The following is a 19,465-nucleotide window of genomic DNA, read 5'->3' as shown; positions in this document are numbered from 1 at the left end:
GTCAGCCCCCTGCAGATCAATCTGAATGATCCGTCATGCCCGTGAGTTCACAAACACTTTGAGGAAATACGCCAGGTACTCCGCAATAGTGCGAGAGCAACTCAGCTTCGCTTCGCGAGCATTCGACAGGAAAACTTGGAGCACCATGCACAAGCAACCACAAAGTGCGCGTGATGCCGTTAGTGAACGAAACGACCGGTGTAGTCAAAGGTGCATGGGCATCGCTGGCCATCTTGCTCATTTCAGTTCGTGGCACATCAGGCTTGCGCCAGCACCCGACATCTGCGAGAGGAACTGGGTTTTTGACGCCCTGCGCAAAGCCGTCGACCGCCAAGTCGAACTTGTAGTCATGAATCCAGGTGCTCGGATCCCCATTGGCCTCGGCCGCGTGATGCCCATCGCGATCAGCCCTCCAATGAAAAAGGAAGCGCTGCGCGTCGACCACTACGACCATGCGCTCGGTATTGCGGTAGTTCGCCCCATTCGCCCGCATGAAGACGCACTCACATGATTCCAGCGCAACTTCATACACAGCACTCTCGGTCTCCCAGGGATTGATACGGCGCGCTTCAACTAGTCGAGTGCCGTTCCCGGAAAGCACCCCCAGAAGCGCTTGCGGCATGAGATCGATCCCGTGGTGCCTATTCACTCTGACTGCCAAACGCTGTGCTGCAGATATATCGAGTTCGCATGCGGCGAGTCGACCGGGGAATGCAAGCACTTCCGGCCAGTTTCGCAAGCCCGGCAAGGCCGCGACTTGGTCAAAGGCTTGACCGTGCCCGATTGGTTGATTGCGCCGCTCCAGCACGCCGCGCAGGCGCTGAGCGAGCAGCTTGAGTTGCTCGATGTTCATAGCTTTCTCCTAGGCGAAATTCCGGTGCCCGCTTTGCGGGCCGCCCAACGAAGAACATGAACATGGGTGAGGTCTGCTTGAATCCGTCTTCGTCGTACCCAACAAGTTGGGCGCGTGCGGCAGGTGACGGACACCTTCGCCCGAAGGAATCTCAACGGCGGGTTTGCGGCAACTTCTCGCCCCCACTTCCGCGCCTGCACAACTGGGCCAAAGAGTTTCGGAGATGGCGGTGATCCCAAAGCTTCGAGCGAATGCCCGCCGCTTGGTCGACAGGACACGAAGGCGGTACTTCACGTTCACCCCATGTTTTCCCGCAATCGCAATGCATCTTGAAGCCAAGCTTCATAAAGCTTGAAGACAGTGCAGCTTTGTTCTGAGGCGCCCAGGCGATAACTTCGCTGCACCTAGGCAGGTTGACTTCAACGGGTAAAGAACTTCTTGGCAGCAGGCTCGCGCACCCTAGTAAAGAACTTGGCTGTTGGACGATATCGGACGCACCGTTGCAGATCAAGGACTTAGACGGTTTTCAGTAAAGAACTCTATTTGGCGGTGGCAGCGGCCCTCGCGCCGCCGCCTTCACCTCGCAACGAAAGCACGAAAGGAAGCTGCATCATGAAGCTGGACGACTACATCACCCTCGGCCGCTCGGGCCTGCGCGTCAGCCCCGTGTCGCTGGGCACCATGACCTTCGGCCAGGAATGGGGCTGGGGCGCCGACGCGGGCGAATCGCGCCGCATGTTCGACCTCTACCTGGAGCGCGGCGGCAACTTCATCGACACCGCCAACTTCTATACCAACGGCAGTTCGGAGCGGCTGCTGGGCCAGTTCATCGCCGACAGGCGCGAGTCGGTGGTGGTGGCTACCAAGTATTCGCTCAACATGCAGCCGGGCAACCCGAACGCGGGCGGCAACCACCGCCGCAACATGGTCCGCTCGGTGGAGGCCAGCCTGAAGCGGCTGGGCACCGACTACATCGACCTGCTGTACCTGCACATCTGGGACGGGCTCACGCCCTTCGAGGAAGTGATGCGCGCCTTCGACGACCTCGTGCGCTCGGGCAAGGTGCTGTACGCGGGCATCTCCGACACGCCGGCCTGGCAGATCGCGCGCATGCAGACGCTGGCCGAGCTGCGCGGCTGGGCGCCGCTGGTCGCGCTGCAGATCGAATACAGCCTGATCGAGCGCACCGTGGAGCGCGAGCTGCTGCCGATGGCGCAGGAGCTGGGCCTTGGCGTGCTGGCGTGGTCGCCGCTGGGCAGCGGCGTGCTCTCGGGCAAGTACACGCGCGCCGATCTCGAGCATCGCAACGACCCGGGCTCGGGCGTGACGGGCTCGCGCAAGGACGTGGCCGTGGGCAACGGCGCGCTCAGCGCCCGCTCGCTGGAGATCGCCGAAGTGGTCGGGCAGGTCGCGAAGGAGCAGGGCCGCTCGAGTGCGCAGGTCGCGCTGGCGTGGCTGCTGCAGCGCCGGGCGCCGACGGTGATGCCGATCATCGGCGCGCGCACCTTCGCGCAGTTCGAGGACAACCTCGGCGCGCTCGACGTTCAGCTCGACGCCGAAGCGCTGCAACGCCTGGAAGCGGCCAGCGCCGTGTCGATGGGCTTCCCGCACGACTTCATGGCGCTGCCGATGACGCAGGGCGTGCTCTCGGGCGGCAGCTCGGTGCGGCGGCCTGCGTGAAACCGCGGAGGCTGAGGATGGCGGTCATCGGCCGCTCGGTGGTGGCCGCGCTGAGCCAGGTGCAGGAAACGCTCGACGCGATGGGCCTGCAAGGCCAGAAGATCACGCCGGCTTGCGATGTGGCGCGGCCCTATGTAGGGCGGTGGAAGGCGCGATGAGCGCGCAGGCGCTGCGCACCGCTTCCGTCACGGCGCGAGCGATGCGGACGACGGCGAAAGCAAGCTCGCCAGCAGGCTGCAGAGCGCGACGGCCGTCGCCGCAAATGCGATCCAGTGGAAGCGTCGCGGCGCGTAGCTGAGCAGCGCCACCGTGGACAGCGCCGCGGCCGTGAGTGTGCCCAGCCACAGCACCCAGCCGACCGCGCTGCCGGCCACCCGCAGGCTGCCGCCCAGCGACAGGCACAGCAGCACGGCACCGCCGAGCTGCAGCCAGCGCCGCCACCGCCCCGGCGTGCTACCTCGGCCGTAGACGTCCTCGCTGTGGCGGTCCATCGCGAGGCTCAGCGCGCAGAAGCCCGCGAGCGAGGCGGCGAACACGAGGGAAAGAAGGGACGAATCCATCGCCGTCACGATCCCTGGCCCGACGCGGCGAGCGTCGACGACGACTGCTGCTGTTGCGGCGAGGCCGGCGGATGCTTCTGCGCCTGCTGCCGGGCAGCCATCGACTTGCGCCGCTTGCGCTCGACGATCCACACCGCGCCCGCGAGCCCCAGGCCCAGCGCGATCACGACCAGGTCGAAACCCGCCACCGCGCTCGGACCGGTGCGCAGGCTGACGGTCAGCGGCGCCGGCCCGGTGAAGGCGTTGAGCACCGGCAGCAGAGCGAAGAGCAGCGCGCCCGCCGCGAGTTGCGCCTGCCACATGCGCAGCGTGGGCCGCAGCAGCCCGAGCACCGCAGCCGCACCCCAGACGATGAAGAACCAGCGGATCTCCGCGTCGCCGCGCTCGGCCATGCCGACCGGCAGCAGGCGATTGGCCCAGAAGAAGGCGGCCATCGCGACGGGCAGTCCGGCGATGGCGCCGAGGTTCAAACCGTCGACGAGGCGCAGTCCGAAGCCGATGCGCCCACCCTGCTTGAGCGTCTTCGCGAATTTCTGGCGCTCCTTCACGGCCCACAGCAGAAGCCCCGTCGCCACCATCAGGCAGCCCGCGATCCCCGAGAGGAAGAACAGCGCGCGCAGCAGCGGATCGCCGAAGCGTGCGATGTGCAGGCCGTAGAGCACGCCGCGCGTCTCGGCCGCGGGCTTGGGCACGTCGCCGAAAGCGCCGATCAGCGCGCCCGTGGTGCCGTTGAAGAGCATCGACGGCTTGTCGTAGGACAGCTGCGGCCCTTCCGCGCGGGTGAGCGAGACGACCGCGTTGGCGTCGTTGGGCTGGTGCACGGTGATGCGGCCCACGGCGGCGCCGTTCCAGTGCGCGGAGGCCTGCGCCATCATCGGCGCGATCGGTGCGAGCGGCGCCTTGTTGCCGGACGCCTTGACCTGGTCGCGGCCGCCGCCGGGAAAGACCTCTGAGAAGAAGGCCTGCTCGCCGCCGCGCTCCTTGTAGGCCACCTGCGGGGCCCAGGGCATGTACATGAACATCAGCGTGACCAGGCCCGTGTACGTGATCATCAGGTGATAGGGCAGGGCGAGCACCGCCGTCACGTTGTGCGCGTCGAGCCACGAGCGCTGGCCCTTCTTCGGGCGGAAGGTGAAGAAGTCCTTGAAGATGCGCTTGTGCGTCACGATGCCGCTGAAGATCGCCACCAGCATGAACATCGCGCAGAAGCCGACGATCCAGCGCGCCCATAGCGCGGGCATGTAGTGCAGGTCGAAATGCAGGCGATAGAAGAACTCGCCGCCGCGCGTGGCCCGTGCGGCGGTGAGCGCCTCGCCGGTGGAGGGGTCGAGCGAGACGCGGTCGAAGCGGCGGCGCGGCTTGTCGCCGGGTGCGGCAGCCGAGGCCGGCGTGGCCAGATACAGCACGTCGGTCGACGGCTGGCGCTCGGCCGGCAGGTTGATGAACCAGCGCGGACTGCCGGCGCCGTGCTTCTGCAGATAGGCCACCGCGCTCTCGGCCGCCTGGACCTGCGGCACCTGGGCGCGCGCGGCCGGTGCATGCAGCTCGGGCTTCATCCATAAGGTGATCTCGTCCTTGAAGTACGAAGCCGTCCCGGCCGCGAACACCATGAACAGCACCCAGCCGACCAGCAGGCCCGACCAGGTGTGAAGCCATGCCATCGACTGGCGGAAGCCTTCCTTCATGCGGCCGCTCCGGTGGTGCGCATGAGCAGCAGGAGGAGCGCACCCAGCACCGCCGCGGCCACGGCAAGGCCGGACCACGCACGAAACGCCGTGCGCGCGGCGAAGACCCACATCACGGAGAGCGCGAAGACGGCGAAGGAAGCGAGCAGGCCGGTCATCGTGGCCTCGCTGCGCGCCATGCCGAAGGCGGCGGGCAGGCACAGTGCGAGCACGACGGAAGAGAGCGCCGCGACGCCGTAGCCGCCGGCGATGGCGGCCACGGCGCGCAAAGCAACGCCTAAGCGATGGCGAACGCCGGCAGTCACGACGCGCGCCGGACGGCGTGCGAGGTCGTACGGAGGTTCATGGAGGAGGGGAGAGGAAATCCGAGAAGATGAGAATGATACTCATCTGAAAAGGAATCTTCTCAACCACCCCGCCTGCGATCCGGGGCATTCCCCCGGACGCGCCCGCTAGCTCACTTCGCCTGCAGCAGCGCCCCCGCCTCCAGCAGCACCAGCTCGTTGTCGTCCGCCTTGTTCGGCTCGCGGCTGCTCGAGAAGGGCAGGTTGTTGTCGTTGCCGACCACGATGTGCGTCGCGTCGACCACATCGACGTTCTCGATGGTGAAGAAGGGGAACTTCAGCACGCCGTCGTTCAGGGACTTGCGCGCGAGCTTGTTCGGGTCGGCGATGTCCAGCAGGTCGATGTAGCCGATCTTGCGCACCGGGCCGCCCACGTTCGCGTCGTTGAGCTCGACCTTGTAGACGCGCTTGAACTTCGCGATGTCGTGGAAGCAGTCGGTGCGCTTCTGGCCTTCGGGGCAGGCCTTGTCGCTGGTGCCTTCGCCGTTGTCGCGCTCGATGATGAGGCCCGTGGTCGCATCGATCATGTTGAAGTCGCCGATGGCGTTGCCATTCGCCTCGAGCACGTACTTCCAGTGGCGGCCGGTCCACTTCTCGGTGGCGACGTCGAACTCCAGCACGCGAAGCGCTTCCTTGCCTTCGACCTTCTCGTAGTCCTTCGCCTCGGCGTTCCACACCGGGCCTTCGAGCAGCGCGTACAGCTTGCTGCCGTCCTTCGACGAGGCCATGCCCTCGAAGCCCTTGGAGCGTTTGATCTGGAAGTCGACCGCGCCGCCCGGGGCGCCGGGCGTGGTCACGGCCGGATGGTCGGGCGAGCGCACGGTCTTGCCGTCGACCAGCGTGTCGTACACGGCGAGCACCTTGCCCTTCAGGTCGGCCTTGATGAGGAAGGGGCCGAACTCCTCGCCGATCCACAGCGCGCCGCCGGCGAACTGGAAGCTCTCGGGGTCGAAGTCGGAGCCGGTCAGGTAGCGCTGCTTCGTGCCTTCATGGACGATGCGGAAGGGCACCTTCCTGTCGGGGTCGTGCAGGAAGACGGTTTCGATGCGGTTGAACTTGCCGCTTTTGAAGTCCACCTTGTAGTGGTTCAGGTAGAGCATGAAGTCGGGCGAGTTGGCCTTGGTGCCGGCGCCGTTGTCGGTGAGGATCCAGAAGCTGCCGTCGTCCATCTTCTTGATGCCCGAGTGGCCCTGCAGCGGCTGGCCCTTGAAGGGCAGCGACACGCCGGTGCCGCGGCCGCCCGAGAGGCCTTCGACCGAGCCCACCGCCTCCACGCGCTTGCCGGTGGTGAACTTGCCGCTGACCTGCAGGTCGGCCGGCGCATCCTTGGGCGCGGCGACGAAGCTCTGCGCTGGCAGCACGGCGTGGCCGGCGAGCGTGGCGGGAAAGGCGGTCTGCGCCTGGGCTGCGGTGCATGCGAGGGCGGCGGCAAGGGCGACGAAGGACAGGGGAGCGAAACGCGTCATGAGCGGGAAAGGTTCCAAGTCGAAAACGCGTGACCATGCCGGCCAGGCATGACGCGGCCATGACATGCCCCATGGGACTTCAGGGCGCGATGTCGACCGTCACCTCGCGCGACTCGGCGCGGCCCTGGTCATCGACCGCGCGCAGCAGGTAGCGCCGCCCGGATGACGCGAGATCGGGCATCCATGTGATGCCTTCGCCCGGCGCGGCGCGGCCGATGAGCGCGTCGTCCGCGAACCAGTAGATCGCCTGCGTGCCGGCCGCGGCTTCGGCGCGCAGCACCAGGGGCTCGGGCTTCTTCGCACGCAGCGTGTGGCGCACGCCGCGCAGCGGCGAGGTGATGAGCGGCGCGCTGTCGGACGAGGCGTCGCCCTCGCTGCCCTGCGACTTCTCGCAGCCGTCGGAAGGTGCGCTCGCGCGCGGCAGCCCCGCCTGGCGGAACAGCCGGCGCATGTCGCTGCCCCATTGCTCCACCACCTGCTGCCGCGCATTCGGCTGCGGGCCGCAGACGACCTTGCCCGTGGTCTCGTCGACCCACACGGCGCGGTGCAGGTTGCTGACCTGGATCGGCGACTTGCCGGCGATGAACCATGTCATGGTGCGCACCGGGCACAGCGCATCGGGCAGGCCGCCGGTCGCCGAGCAGACTTCGACCCGGCGCAGGTCGGGCGGTCGGCGCGAAGCCATTTCGCCCGGGTCCAGCCGCTCGGCGCGCAGTGCGTCGACCATGCGCAGGAAGAGGGGCGCGGCGGCATCCACGCCCACCAGCGCGGGGTTGCTGCTGCCATCGAAATTGCCGACCCACACCACCAGCACGTGGCGGCCGAACACGCCCGCGGTCCACGCATCGCGAAAGCCCCAGGAGGTGCCGGTCTTCCATGCGATGGCGGGGCGCGCGGGCAGCGTGGTGTCGGGGCGCGGCGTTTGCCGCAGCATGTCGAGCGTGATGAACGAGGCCTCCTCGCTCAGCAGGCGCAGCGGCTGCACGGGCTTCTCGCCGGGCGCGGGCTGCGTGTAGCGGATGGGCTGCGAGACGCCGCCGTTGGCCAGCGTCGCGTACATGCCGGCCAGCTCCTCGGGCGTGACCTCGCCGCCGCCCAGCACCAGCGCGAGGCCGTAGTGCTGTTCGCTCTGCAGCTTCTGCACGCCCGCAAGGCGCATGAAGTCGTAGAGGCCGGGCTTCGAGAGCTTCGCGGCCACGGCCACCGCGGGCACGTTGCGGCTGCGGATCAGCGCCTCCTGCGCCGGCAGCGGCCCTGCGAAGCGGTGGTCGAAGTTCTCGGGCGTGTAGGGGCCGAAGGAGGTGGGCGCGTCCTTCAGCATCGTCTTCGGATGCAGCAGGCCCTGGTCGAGCGCCAGCGCGTAGATGAAGGGCTTGAGCGTGGAGCCCGGCGAGCGCTTGGCCAGCACGCCGTTGACCTGGCCCGAGATGGCGTCGTTGCGGAAGTCGGCCGAGCCGATCATCGCGCGCACCTGCATCGTCGACGCGTCGAGCAGCAGCGCGCTCGCGTTGTTCATTCCCACGTCGGCATGCGCGCGCAGGTACTGCGCCATGACGCGCTCGAGCGTCGCCTGCATGCGCAGGTCGATGGTGGTGCGCACCTCCTGCACGCCGCGCTCCTGCGCGAGCAGCATGTCGGTGGCGTGGGGCGCGAGAAAGGGCAGGCTGCCGCGCGACTGGGCCGACAGCGCGAGCTGCGCGTCGGGAGCATGCTGCTTCGCCGTCGGATCGCGCTCGGCCCACAGCGCCGAGAGCCGCTCGCGCGCGGCCTGCAGCTCCGCATTGCGCCCGCGCTCGGCGATGCGCTTGACGGGGTTCTGCGGAATCACCGCCAACGTCAGCGCCTCGGGCAGGCTCAGCCTGGCGGCGTCCTTGCGGAAGTAGATGAGGCTGGCGGCCTGCACGCCCTCGATGTTGCCGCCGTAGGGTGCGGTGTTGAGATACGCCTCCAGGATGTCGTGCTTGCTGAAGCGGGCCTCCAGCCACAGCGCCGCGAAGATCTGCACGACCTTGCCGGTGGGCGTGCGGCTGTCGATGCCGTAGACGCGGCGTGCAAGCTGCATCGTGAGGGTGGAGCCGCCCTGCCTGCGCTCGCCGCTGGCGATGCGCCATGCGCTGCGCACCAGCGCGGCGGGGTTGACGCCGGGGTGCGCGTAGAAGCGGCGGTCCTCGTACAGCAGCACCGCATCGACCAGCGTGGGCGAGATGCGCTCCAGCGGCACCCAGAGCCGGTACTGCTCGTCGGCGGCGAGCGTGAGCCGCATCAGCTCGCCGCCTTGCGCGTAGACGGCGCGCGAACTGCCGACGGTTTCGCTCAGCGGGGCGTGGGGCCACAGGCGCAGCAGCGCGAGCAGGAAGACTACGGCTGCGAAAGCGATGACTGCTCTCTTCCTCCCTCTCCCCCCGGGAGAGGATTGGGGTGAGGGCGTGGGCGACGGATCGAGCTCGGTGCTCATGGAAGGCGCCGCGCCCTCACCCTGGCCCTCTCCCGCACGCGGGAGAGGGAACAAGGCAAGCGCGCGTCGTAATCAATTCGCCACCACCTGGAAGCGTGCTCCCGCCGAGCGCGAGAACACACGACGGTCGTACATCGCCTCGCCGTAGGCGGCCGGCACCACGTAGTCGCCCACGTTGGTGGCGCGGGCCTTGTACGTCACCTCGAGCAGGTCCTTGCCGACACCGCCGTAGAACACGACGCGGTCTTCGCGGATGTCGGCGTACTGCACCTTCCACGAGCCGCCGCCGCCCAGGCGCTTCTTCCAGATCGGCGCATCGGCATTGGCTGCATCCTCGTCGTCGCCCACGGCCTGCAGCACCGGTTCCAGGCCACCGGGCAGCACGTCGACCAGCGCCACGTCGTTGATCTGCGCGCGCTCCAGGCTGCGCACGCGCACCCGCACCGTGACCTCTTCGCCGAGCTTCGCCTTGGTGATGGGGTTGCCCTTGGCGTCGAGCACCTCGTGGAAGATCTCCATGCCCTTGTTCACCGGCGTGGCGGGCACGTTGCGCTCGAAGCCCTGTTCGGCCCAGCTGTAGTAGAGGTTGAAGTCGCTGTCGTTCGACAGCTTCAGCCTGGCGGTGCCGGCCGGCACCGCGGCACGCGTGATCGGGTTCACCGAGCCCAGCGCGAGCGCCGCGGCCTGGCCTTGGGCGTTGACGGCGCTCGCCGAGAGCTTGCCCTCCACGTTCTGCCCCACGGCCTCGAAGTACGAGTCCACCGCCAGCAGCATCGAGGCCGACGACAGGCTGTTGTACCAGCCCTCCCGCACCATCTCGGCCATGCCTTCCCACACCGCAGGCTTCAGCGCCTTCAGGCGCGAGGGGAAGTGGCGGCCCACCAGGTGCAGCGTCATGCTGTCGTGCACCAGCGGGTCGTAGTAGGCACCCCAGGCATTGCGGCGCTGCTTCTTCTCGGTGCGCGCGAGCAGGTCGGACCACACCGGGTCGAGCAGCTCGTTGGCCACCTGCTCCTGCTTCACGAGCTGATAGCTCGCGGCGAGGTACACGGCGCCGAGGTCGTCGCCCCAGCCCACGCCCTGCCGCGACATCTGGTTGCGGCGGGCTTCGCGCAGGTTGGCGAGCGCGGCCGGCGCGACGATGCCCTGGCGCGTCAGCAGGTAGGCCGCCTGCGCACGCTGACGCCAGCCGTCGAGCGTGTTGTCGCCGCTGCCGAGCCAGCCCTGCAGGTAGGTGTCGGCCTTCTGCAGCAGGTCCTGCGGCACGGGCAGCTTGTGGTCCTTGGCCTCGACCAGCAGTTGCACCGCATAGAGCGTCGCGAAGGCATCGGTGCCGGCACCGGGCCACAGCGAGAAGCCGCCGTCGGCCGTCTGCCGCGCACGCAGCTGCACCAGGTAGCGCTCGAAGGTCTTGCGCGCCTCGGGCAATGGACCCTGCTCAGCGGTACGGCCGCGCGACATCTCCTTCACCAGTTCCGGGCGGCCCGACAGCAGCACGGCCGGGAAGGTCTGGCTCGTGATCTGCTCGGTGCAGCCGTGCGGGTACGCCTCCAGGTACTGCATGAGTCCGGTCGCGAAGGCCCACGGCGCGGCCGACACGGCCACGTCGCTCTGGCGGAAGTTCGGATACAGGTCGGCCTGGCTCGAGATTTCTCCCGCACGCTGGAAGCTGCCGGCCTGCACCAGCGTGACGAAGGGCGACGCGGGCCGCACGCTCACCTCGGTCGACAGGCGCGCACTGTAGTTCTTGTGCGTGGAAGTGAACACCAGCGCCGAGGAACCCAGCACCGCCTGCTCGCCCGGCTTGGCGCGCACGTTGAACTTGGTGCTGGCCTCGCCGCGCTCGTTGACCTTGAGCGTCTGCGTGGCGTCGCCCACCACTTCGAGGCCGCCCGATGCGGTGAGCGTGAGCGCGATGGGTGCCTCCCTGCCCGAGCCGACGATGTTGTTGGCCAGCCCAACGCCCACCTCGACGGTGTCGCCGGGCGCCATGGCCAGCGGTGCGTTCGGCAGGATGACCATGTCGCCGCGCACCACGGTGCGGGTGCTCTTGGCGCCTGTGGTCTCGTCGTTCACCGCCACGGCCATCACGCGCAGGCTGCCGTTGAAGCTCTCGGGCACGGTGTAGCTGAACTCGCGGCTGCCGTTCACGTCGACCAGGCCCGACCAGTAGGCCACCGGCTTGTCGCGCTTGCGCTTGAACGGGTTCAGGTGCTTGCCGAGCTCGCCTTCGCCGTCACCGCCGGGGGCGGCGCCCTGCATGAGCTTCTTGAACTCAGGCAGGATCAGGTCGAGCGTCTGCAGCGTGCCCACCTCGAGTGCGCGCTTCTGGAAGAAGTGCTTGAGCGGGTCGGGCGTCTTGTAGCGCGCCACCTGCAGGATGCCTTCGTCCACCGCGAACACCACGGCGCGCGTGGGCTTGTCGCTGGTGAGCTTCATCTTCATCGTCTGCCCCGGCTTCACCAGCTCGCTGCTGGTGAGCTGCAGGTTGGCGGTGCGCCTGGCCAGCGCGGTCGCGAAGGGCACCACGCCGTACGACAGCGGGCTCATGTAGACCTCGTCGGAGGCCGGGTCACGCACGAAGTGCACGTTGATGTAGCCGGTGCCCTCGAAGTCCTTTGGCACGGTGATCTTCTGCACCGAGGCGGTCTTGTCGGTCTTGAACCACGCGTGGGCGTAGACCTTGTCGCGCTCGATGGTGATGAGGCCCGCGCCCACGTAGGGCGCGCGGATGCTCACCGAGATCTCCTGGCCCGGCTCGTAGTCCTTGCGGTCGAGCGTGAGCTGCAGTTCGGCGTTGCGGTCGAGCGAGCGCGACACGTTGGCGTTGCCGGCCACGCTGTACTCCACGCGGTTGAGCTCCATCCCCTGCGCGTTGCGCATCACGTAGGCGAAGTTGCCGGGCGCGGAGGTGTCCAGCGCCACGTTGTTGCCCGCTGCCGCGATGGCGAAGGGCTTCTCGTCGAGCACGATCTCCTTGAGGCGCGACTCGTAGCGGTACAGCCCGTTGTCCTGCTTGATGAGCACCGACAGCACCTTGCGCTCGACGCGCTCGATCTTCAGGTCGGCCACGGCCGTCTTCTTCGCGCGCGGGTCGATGGCGATCACCGTGGCGTTGCGCGTGGCGCCCTTGCTCACGTAGCTGGTGTCGCCGTCGACCTTCACGCCGACGAGGTAGGGCAGGTCGCTCACCAGCGTCTGGGCCTCGGCCGACACGCTGCGCCCGCCCTCGGGCTCGAAGGCCTTGGCAAGCACGTGCACCTGGTAGGTGGCGGCGTCGAAGCGCGAGAGGCGCAGGTCGAACTCGGCCTTGCCCTCGGCGCTGGTCTGCACGCTGCCCAGGTCGTCCACCTGCTTCTCGGTGGCGCGCTGCGGGTCGAAGAAGGCATAGTCGGTGAAGGCGCGGAACACCGGAAAGCCCGGGCTCAGCGTGAGCGTGCCTTCCACCTTGCGGTCGGGCGCGGGCGTGCCAAAGAGGTTCTGCACGTCGATCTGCGCCTTCAGGTCCTTCGGGCTCACCCAGCCTTCGGCAACTTCATTGCTGAGCTTGGCCGTGACCTTGGTGCGGTCGGGCAGGAACTCCTGCACCTTCACCGTGGTGCTGCCGATCAGCAGGCTCTCGACCTCGGGAGTGCCGGGCGACGACTGGCGCGGCAGGTACAGGTTGACGGCGTAGTTGCCGGTGGGCGAGGTGTCCTGCGTGGTGTGGGCGATCTCGGCCGCGCCGCCCGGGCCGAGGCGGAGCTTCTCGCGCCGCACGCTGAGCCCGCGCGCGTCGATGATCTCGGCTTCGAGCGGCAGGTCGCGCAGCGAGGTGCCCCAGTTGCCGGCCTTCACCATCATCGCGATGTGCATGGTGTCGCCGGGGCGGTAGATGCCGCGGTCGCTGAAGACGTACGCCGTCATCTGGTTCGGCACGCCGGCCGCGCGCAGGCCGCCCACGTCGAAGCGCGAGATGTCCAGCGTGCGGTCGCTGCGGTTGAAGGGCAGGAAGCTCAGGTCGCCGTCCTTGCGCACCACCAGCACCACCGGCGCCTTCTCGCGCTGGTAGCCGGCGAGGTTGGGCAGCTTGGCTGCGCCAGTGGCGTCGGTGGACTGCGACGCGACGATCATGCCGTTGCGCCCCCACACCTCGACCATCGCACCCGCCACGGGCTGGCCGCTGGCGATGCTCTGCACGAACACGTCGCGCGTGCCGTCGAGCGACTTCTTGGCGACGATGCCCAGGTCGGTGACGAGCACCAGGCGCTGGTCGACCTGCTGCTCGGGGCTGCCGCCTTCACCGTCACTGCTGCCATCCTCTTCGGAGGATTGCTCTTCCTGTTGCTGCTGTTGCGCCTCCTCGGGCTGGCCTTCGCCATCGGGCTTCTTCTTCGCCTTGGGGTCGTAGCCCTGCACCTTGAGCAGGAACACGCCGCGGCGATCGGTCGCGTCGCTGCGCAGGTAGTCGGCGAAGTCGACGGTCTCGTAGTGCGCCTTGCCGGCGGGGATGCTCAGCGGAATCTCCTTCTGGAAGCGGTCGACGAGGTTGTCCGACTGCAGGCCGCCGTAGAACTGCGGATGCGCGAAGTCGCCGCTGGTCTGCGTCACCAGGTGCTGCAGCTGCTGCGGCAGCAGGCGGCCGATCTCCAGCCGGATGCCGGGCAGGTCGCGCACCAGGATCGGCAGCTTGCGCTCGCCCGAGAGCGCGAGCAGCGAGCCCTGGCTCATGATGCTGAGCTCGGGCGCGAAGGTCTTGAGCAGGCGCACGTCCTGCCGCGCGGCGCCGAGCTGGTAGCCGCCGGGCGTCTTCAGGCCCTTGGCCACGCGCACCAGCAGGTAGCGGCCGCCTTCGGCCTGCGGCATGCGGAAGCTGACCATCTCGGTCACCTCGCGCTCGCTGGCGATGGGCTGCAGGTTGAGCTTCTTCGCGCGGCGCAGCACGGCGTCGGTCACCTTCGACGGATCGGCGGACCAGTCGAACTTCTCCGCGGGATCGCCCTTGGCCTCTTCCGTCACGGGCAGCAGCCAGGCCTGCACCACGCGCGCCATCTCGCGCTCGTGCACCGGCATGGAGGCGCTGACCTGCATCACGTGCTCGGGCTCGCCGTTCTCGCCGGTGACGATGGTGGGCTCGATACCGGAGATGGAAAGGCTGTAGAGGCCGGGAATGTCGACCGCGCGCGACTGGTCGTTGCGCAGCGCCGGCCCGCCCTTCTGCGCGACCGCGCCGGCCGTGAGGCTCAAGATCGCGGGCCGGTTCTTCTCGGGAATGGGCAGCGGCTCCGACTGCAGCGTGGCGATGAGGCGCAGCTTGTCGTAGCTGACGGTGAACTTCTCGCTCGCGCACTTGCCCACGCTGAAGAAGGAGCTGCTGCAGGGCTGGTCGTAGGTCAGCACCAGGCGCTTCTCGAACTCGGCCGTGTTGACGGGGTGCGAGAAGCGCACCTGGAAGAGTGCGCGTCGCACGTTGGCCTGGACCGGGTCCTGGTAGAACTCGGCACCGATGATCTGCGCGGTGAACTCGGGCGAGGTGAACTCGTACTTGCGCTGTGCCAGCTCGATGTGCGGCGCGAGGGCGCTGTCGGCGATCTGAACCTTGTACGGCTGGCCGACGGGCCAGTCCTGTGCGGGCAGGAATTCGAGGCGTTTCTGGCTTGTCCAGGTCCAGCGGCCGGCAACGGCGGGCTCGATGGTGACGCCGGTGGCCTCCTGGCCGATGCGCGCAATGGGAGCGACCGAGGCAGAGAAATTCACGACGAAGGGATTCGGCCCCTTGTCGAGCTCGATCTGGGTGCGCTGCGGCGCATCGGCCTTGGCGGTGGCGACCACCGGCTCGACGCGGTCGGGCGTGAGGCCGTGCCACCACTTCATCACGTGGGGATGGGCGATCCAGCCGGCCAGTGCGATCAACACCAGCAAGACCAGCCATGCGAGCCGCTGCTGGAGCCACTGCAGCCCGAGAAGAAGGAAGGCGCCCAGGATGCGCAGCCAGCCCGGTGGTCGCCAGGAACCGATGAGCCCGCGAGCCAGCGGACGCAGGAAGCCGAGCGCGCGGCCCAGCCCGGTGAAGAGCACGTCGCTGATCGACGCGAGTTTTCTGTTGGCGACTTGAAGCATGGAAGCTCCCCACTGTTTTTGTTGGCGCCCGCGAGTGTGCGAGCCATCTGTGAAGCAATCGCGCTGTGTGTGAAGTCTTCGTGAAAACCGCACAGGCCCGCGCCAGGCCTTCTTTCATCGGCTCGTTTCAGCGGCTCATAGCTGGGGCTTGTTCACCATCAGGTAGAACACCACCACCATGGCCGCGAAGGCCGGGTAGCCCAGCAACTCCCACCAACGCTGGTAGCGCGCATAGAGCGGCGGCAGCGGCACTGCGTCGCGATTCGCCTGCGCCGCGATCGCCGCCATGCGGATCTGCAGCCACACCACCGGCAGCCAGCAGGCCCCCGCGAAAACGAACAACCCCAGCGACAGCGCAAGCCACGGCGTGGAAAGCGGAAAGCCCGCCATGTGCGCCAGCGCGAATCCGGTGGCCGGCTGCAGGATCACGGTGGGTGTGGTGAACCACCAGTCGGCGCGCACCACCAGCCGGCTCACCACCGCCTGCGCGGGCACGCTGCCGCTGCGGTTGGCGAAGAACATGTAGAAGGCCGAGCCCAGCCCAGTGCCGACCATCAGCACGCTGGAGACGATGTGCAGCCACTTGAGGACGAGGTAGGTGTTCATGTCATGGTGCGGCGCGCCGATACAGATGCCAGAGCAGTGCGGCAATCGGGATGTTCTTGAGCAGCGGCCCGAGCGGGTGCAGCCACAGACCGGGCTGCAGCACGGTCGCCACCAGTGTCATGACGAGCATCAGGGCCAGGGCCGCCGCATAGCTTGCGCGGCCAGGCCAGCGCCACAGTGCGATGCCGACTGCAAGATCGGCAGCCGCGCCGCCAACGATCAGCCCTTGCACCAGCCACTGCGGCGATGCGATGCCGGCGGCAGCCAGCGCCTGGCGGCTCTGGCCGTTCAACTCGACGATGCTGGCGACGGCGGTGAATAGCCAGACGGCGACGAGGCTCAGACGCAACAAGCGCTCCTGCGCAACAGAATCCTTCACCTGGCGGAGCTCCCACGCTCAGCGTGCTGCCACGCAACGACTTCATGCGCATGCGTGGCCAGGAACGCATGCAAGCGCGCAAAGCGCCGCCGCGTCTGCCATGCAAAGACCCACGCGACCACCGGCTCCAGCAACCAGCGCAAGGCCTTCGGCCCCGCCTCGATGGTGTAGACGTAGATGAGAACGGAATGACCCGGCTGCAAGTCGCGGTGCCGCATGGAAGCGGCCCAGCGGCTGAAGGGGAAAGAGCGGCCGACCATCGAGGCTGCAGCCACATGCGGTCGATCGAAGCTCACGAAGCGCGTTCGCATCGACAAGCCGCGCAACCAACCGTGACCCGTGTTTTCCGTCTCGGCCCCGACGAAGGGACACGGCGCGCCGCCCACCACGCGGGCGTTGCCGACCAGCGAGTCCCAGCGTGCGCGCCACACGTGGTAATGGAAAGCGTCGAATACCACGTCGGCAGGCGCCGGCATGTCGAACTCAAAACGCCGGTGCGCCATGGCCTGCCACTGCGATCAGCGCTTCTTCGACCACGTCGGTCACCATGCCCCAGCGAGCGAACTCCGGCCCGAATTCGGGCAGGGTCAACAGACCCATGCAGGCGTGCGCACCCCCGGGCGGCAGCGTCGCGTCGCCTTTCGCGAGCCGGCGCGCCAGCAGGATCGCTGCCATGCACGGGATCTCCGGCCCATGGTTGTCGTCGGCAGCGATGTGCCAGGCGCGCCGTGCCGGCCGGCCCTGTGCATCGGTGCCTTCGACACGCACGACCATGCCTCCCAGCGCGGTGCCCAGCGCGTCGAACACGCCGCCGGTGGCGTGCAGCAGGGGCGCCAGCTTCTGCGGCGCCGGCAGCAGTCCCGCGCGGCGCATGAGGGCCAGAAAGGCGAAGGCGCGCTGCGTCAGCCCGACTTCGAGCGCGGCGCGGAACATCACCGACTGCACGCCTTCGTACCGCGCCGGAAAGAGCTCCAGGTCGGGAATGTCGCAGAGCGCGCCGCGGCGCGGCTTCATGCGCGCGAACTCCACTTTCTCCGGGTCGGCCCAGCCGGGAAGCTCGACCCAGCGACCGCCCTGCCAGACGCGGATGGGCTCGCCGCAGTATGCGAGCACCCCGGCCAGCGTGGCCTCGCCGCGCGGCGCGCCCTGCGCGGGGGCGATGCAGATGTCGATGCTCCGTATGTGCTGCCAGCCGTCCGCGAGATGGTCGACCACGGCGGACGACAGTGCGGGCACTGTGCTGGCGCCGCTCACGGCGATGCGGCCGGCGCGGCGAAAGGCGGCGTCCAGGGCGGCAGGAAAGTCGCACACGAAGCGCCGTCCGTCGGCCAGGTCGATGTAGTGCGCGCCCGCGGCTGCGACGGCGTGCGGCACGCGGTAGTCCTGGTTCTGGAAGGGGCCGGCGGTGTGGATCACGAGCTCCACGCCAAGGCCTCGCAACGTGTGTGCGAGATCGGCAGCCTGCACGTCGATGCGTACGCCACTCGCGGCCGCGTCCAGCGATGAAGCGAAGGCCGTGGCGCGCTGCGCGTCACGCCCCGCCACGAGCAGCTCGATGCCAGGACTGCCGGCCAGCGCGCGGCAGATGCGTGCGCCGAAGTTGCCGTAGCCGCCGAGCACCAGTGTCTTCATGCCGCCGCCGCATCCGTTCCCGCGACGTGCCCGCGCGTGAACGCCTCTTCGAAGATCGAATAGCCCGACCAGTCCGCGTGCGCGAACGACAGCCGGCCCGCCACCACGCTGCCGCGATGCCCGGCGTCGGGTGCGCTGCGCTCGGAGCCGATCTGCGCCAGCAGGCCGGGCCTGGGGATGGACATGGCGTGCCCGTAGCGCGTGATCTCGATGCGAGAGACCAGCGAAGGCAGGTCGGGGTGGGGCACCGACAGCTCGGCGAGCAGGTCGTCGCGCCAGCCGGTCCACGGGCGCTCCAGCAGCAGCTTGCGGCCGTCGACGGTGTCGTAGCCGCTCGGGCCCAGTGGGCGGTACCAGCTCAGCACGGTGCCGCGCGGCGTGGGGTCCAGTGCCTGGTGGCGCGCATCCACATAGCCGAGACCCCTGGTGCCGTAGATCACGTTGTCCCAGCTGGGTGCGGCGCCGGGCCGGTCGGCCAGCGGGCCGCGCAGGTGGATGTTGGCCACCAGCCAGGGCGCATAGCGCACGTGCGCGGCGGCGTTCTTCAGCAGCTCGGGCGGGTTCTCGACGACGCGCGCGGCGATGAACACGGGCAGCGCGACGATGCAGCGCTCGGCCTGCCAGCGCACCATGGATTTCGATGCCGCATCCCATGCATCGACCTCGACGCCGTCGCGCACTTGCGCGATGCGCGTGACGACGCTGCCGGTGCGAAGCCGCTCGCCGAGCGGCCTGGCGAGCTGCCTGGTGAGCCAGCCGTTGCCTTCGGGCCAGGTCAGGATGCCGTCGCGCTCGGGGCTCGAATCGTTGACGCTGCCCGTCGGATCGCCCGGCGCATGGAAGCCGTGCCGGCTCGCGAAGTAGTGGATGCCGGCCCAGGCCGACACCTGCCCGATGCCGGCGCCGTAGTCGTCGCGGCAGCAGTAGTCGAGGTACCAGCGCAGCTGCGCATCGCTGAAGCCTTCGCTGTCGAGCCAGTTCTGGAAGCTGACCGCATCGAGCGCCAGCAGCTCGGGCGTGATGGCGACCTTGAGCGTTGGAATGGCGAAATGCGCGGCATGCTGCAGCGCGTCGATGCGCTGCGCGAACCTGCGGTACTGCGCGAGCGTGGCCTCGCCCACGCCATGCACGGGCAGCAGACCGTCCTGCCACTCGCCCTGGAAGAACAGGCGCTCCTGGGGGCTGTGGCAGAGCGTGACCTCGTCGTATTCCCAGCGGCCGGCCACGCGGCGGCGCAGGCCGAGCTCTTCCAGCAGGTCCTGCACCTCGCGCGCGTCGTCGCCCGGCACCGGCAGGTAGTGCGCGCCGAGCGGGCAGGCGATGCCGTTGACCATGCCGCCGCGCGCGTTGCCGCCGGCAGTGTCTTCCAGCTCAAGCAGCGCGAACTCGTCGACGCCCGAGAGCCGCAGCGCGCGGGCCGCGGCAAGGCCCGCCACGCCACCGCCCGCGATGACCACGCGCGTGCGCTTCACCACGGCAGGCGTCGTGCTCCCGAGAGTGTGGTCGCGCATCGCATGGCCACGGGTGACGTCGATGCCGGTGAAGCCACCCTCGATGGGCGGCGGAGGCGCCTCGCAGCCGGCGAGCGCGAATGCACCAGCAGCCCCCGCGGCAGCCCCAAGAAACCCACGCCGCCTCATACGCACCTGCCTGTTCCAGGAACACCGCGGAACCGGCTCCGCCCGGCCGCAGGTGTTGCCCCCGGC

The 19,465-nt window shown here is 68.5% G+C and carries 14 protein-coding genes; 2 read left to right on the top strand and 12 right to left on the bottom strand.

Annotated features, from left to right (window positions below):
• Positions 1 to 16: 16 nt before the first annotated feature.
• Positions 17 to 853: a plasmid fertility inhibition factor family protein gene (locus G369_RS38495; RefSeq protein ID WP_157773666.1), complete on the bottom strand. Its 837-nt coding sequence runs from the start codon at positions 851 to 853 to the stop codon at positions 17 to 19.
• A gap of 612 nt (positions 854 to 1,465) precedes the next feature.
• On the opposite strand from G369_RS38495, the gene G369_RS0109275 reads away from it, so the two are divergent.
• Positions 1,466 to 2,533 (top strand): aldo/keto reductase, encoded by a 1,068-nt coding sequence (locus tag G369_RS0109275; protein ID WP_019653717.1) that lies wholly within the window; start codon positions 1,466 to 1,468, stop codon positions 2,531 to 2,533.
• Between the two features lie 17 nt (positions 2,534 to 2,550).
• Positions 2,551 to 2,691: a hypothetical protein gene (locus G369_RS38490; protein WP_019653716.1), complete on the top strand. Its 141-nt coding sequence runs from the start codon at positions 2,551 to 2,553 to the stop codon at positions 2,689 to 2,691.
• Positions 2,692 to 2,718: 27 nt separating this feature from the next.
• Here G369_RS38490 and G369_RS35575 read toward each other — a convergent pair whose 3' ends face one another.
• The 11 genes from G369_RS35575 to G369_RS0109215 form a co-directional block, all read right to left on the bottom strand.
• Positions 2,719 to 3,093: a DUF3325 domain-containing protein gene (locus G369_RS35575; protein WP_063827405.1), complete on the bottom strand. Its 375-nt coding sequence runs from the start codon at positions 3,091 to 3,093 to the stop codon at positions 2,719 to 2,721.
• 5 nt (positions 3,094 to 3,098) lie between these two features.
• Complete coding sequence (locus tag G369_RS0109260) at positions 3,099 to 4,778, bottom strand: PepSY-associated TM helix domain-containing protein (protein WP_019653714.1); 1,680 nt, start codon at positions 4,776 to 4,778, stop codon at positions 3,099 to 3,101.
• On the bottom strand, positions 4,775 to 5,038 hold the full coding sequence (locus tag G369_RS35570) for a DUF3649 domain-containing protein (protein ID WP_309936452.1): 264 nt from the start codon (positions 5,036 to 5,038) through the stop codon (positions 4,775 to 4,777). Before G369_RS35570 ends, G369_RS0109260 begins: the two co-directional genes overlap by 4 nt.
• A gap of 197 nt (positions 5,039 to 5,235) precedes the next feature.
• Positions 5,236 to 6,588 carry an esterase-like activity of phytase family protein gene (locus tag G369_RS0109250; protein WP_019653712.1) on the bottom strand — a complete coding sequence of 451 codons (1,353 nt, stop codon included), beginning with the start codon at positions 6,586 to 6,588 and terminating at the stop codon, positions 5,236 to 5,238.
• A 79-nt stretch (positions 6,589 to 6,667) separates the two neighbouring features.
• Positions 6,668 to 9,043, bottom strand: a complete 2,376-nt coding sequence (pbpC, locus tag G369_RS0109245) for a penicillin-binding protein 1C (protein WP_019653711.1) — start codon at positions 9,041 to 9,043, stop codon at positions 6,668 to 6,670.
• 72 nt (positions 9,044 to 9,115) lie between these two features.
• Complete coding sequence (locus G369_RS39705) at positions 9,116 to 15,142, bottom strand: alpha-2-macroglobulin (protein WP_019653710.1); 6,027 nt, start codon at positions 15,140 to 15,142, stop codon at positions 9,116 to 9,118.
• A 135-nt stretch (positions 15,143 to 15,277) separates the two neighbouring features.
• The gene (locus tag G369_RS0109235; RefSeq protein ID WP_019653709.1) at positions 15,278 to 15,748 is read right to left on the bottom strand and encodes a DUF2269 family protein; all 471 of its coding nucleotides are present in this window, start codon (positions 15,746 to 15,748) and stop codon (positions 15,278 to 15,280) included.
• A gap of 1 nt (position 15,749) precedes the next feature.
• The gene (locus G369_RS0109230) at positions 15,750 to 16,127 is read right to left on the bottom strand and encodes a DoxX-like family protein (RefSeq protein ID WP_026346286.1); all 378 of its coding nucleotides are present in this window, start codon (positions 16,125 to 16,127) and stop codon (positions 15,750 to 15,752) included.
• Positions 16,124 to 16,630, bottom strand: a complete 507-nt coding sequence (locus tag G369_RS0109225) for an SRPBCC family protein (protein WP_019653707.1) — start codon at positions 16,628 to 16,630, stop codon at positions 16,124 to 16,126. Before G369_RS0109225 ends, G369_RS0109230 begins: the two co-directional genes overlap by 4 nt.
• Complete coding sequence (locus G369_RS0109220) at positions 16,611 to 17,759, bottom strand: saccharopine dehydrogenase family protein (RefSeq protein ID WP_019653706.1); 1,149 nt, start codon at positions 17,757 to 17,759, stop codon at positions 16,611 to 16,613. The genes G369_RS0109225 and G369_RS0109220 overlap by 20 nt, the downstream gene beginning before the upstream one ends.
• Positions 17,756 to 19,399 carry an NAD(P)/FAD-dependent oxidoreductase gene (locus G369_RS0109215; protein ID WP_019653705.1) on the bottom strand — a complete coding sequence of 548 codons (1,644 nt, stop codon included), beginning with the start codon at positions 19,397 to 19,399 and terminating at the stop codon, positions 17,756 to 17,758. Before G369_RS0109215 ends, G369_RS0109220 begins: the two co-directional genes overlap by 4 nt.
• Positions 19,400 to 19,465 lie beyond the last annotated feature (66 nt).

The organism is Variovorax atrisoli 110B, assembly GCF_000382045.1.
Classification (GTDB): domain Bacteria; phylum Pseudomonadota; class Gammaproteobacteria; order Burkholderiales; family Burkholderiaceae_C; genus Variovorax; species Variovorax atrisoli.
This window is presented reverse-complemented; position numbering and strand designations above follow the sequence as displayed.

Excerpts from the sequence above, each read along its gene's own strand:
- G369_RS0109250 (WP_019653712.1), bottom strand. The coding sequence starts at position 6,588 with ATGACGCGTTTCGCTCCCCTGTCCTTCGTCGCCCTTGCCGCCGCCCTC.
- G369_RS0109235 (WP_019653709.1), bottom strand. The coding sequence starts at position 15,748 with ATGAACACCTACCTCGTCCTCAAGTGGCTGCACATCGTCTCCAGCGTG.
- G369_RS38495 (WP_157773666.1), bottom strand. The coding sequence starts at position 853 with ATGAACATCGAGCAACTCAAGCTGCTCGCTCAGCGCCTGCGCGGCGTG.
- G369_RS38490 (WP_019653716.1), top strand. The coding sequence starts at position 2,551 with ATGGCGGTCATCGGCCGCTCGGTGGTGGCCGCGCTGAGCCAGGTGCAG.
- G369_RS0109225 (WP_019653707.1), bottom strand. The coding sequence starts at position 16,630 with ATGGCGCACCGGCGTTTTGAGTTCGACATGCCGGCGCCTGCCGACGTG.
- G369_RS39705 (WP_019653710.1), bottom strand. The coding sequence starts at position 15,142 with ATGCTTCAAGTCGCCAACAGAAAACTCGCGTCGATCAGCGACGTGCTC.
- G369_RS0109260 (WP_019653714.1), bottom strand. The coding sequence starts at position 4,778 with ATGAAGGAAGGCTTCCGCCAGTCGATGGCATGGCTTCACACCTGGTCG.
- G369_RS0109220 (WP_019653706.1), bottom strand. The coding sequence starts at position 17,759 with ATGAAGACACTGGTGCTCGGCGGCTACGGCAACTTCGGCGCACGCATC.
- G369_RS0109275 (WP_019653717.1), top strand. The coding sequence starts at position 1,466 with ATGAAGCTGGACGACTACATCACCCTCGGCCGCTCGGGCCTGCGCGTC.
- G369_RS35575 (WP_063827405.1), bottom strand. The coding sequence starts at position 3,093 with ATGGATTCGTCCCTTCTTTCCCTCGTGTTCGCCGCCTCGCTCGCGGGC.
- G369_RS0109215 (WP_019653705.1), bottom strand. The coding sequence starts at position 19,399 with ATGAGGCGGCGTGGGTTTCTTGGGGCTGCCGCGGGGGCTGCTGGTGCA.
- pbpC (WP_019653711.1), bottom strand. The coding sequence starts at position 9,043 with ATGAGCACCGAGCTCGATCCGTCGCCCACGCCCTCACCCCAATCCTCT.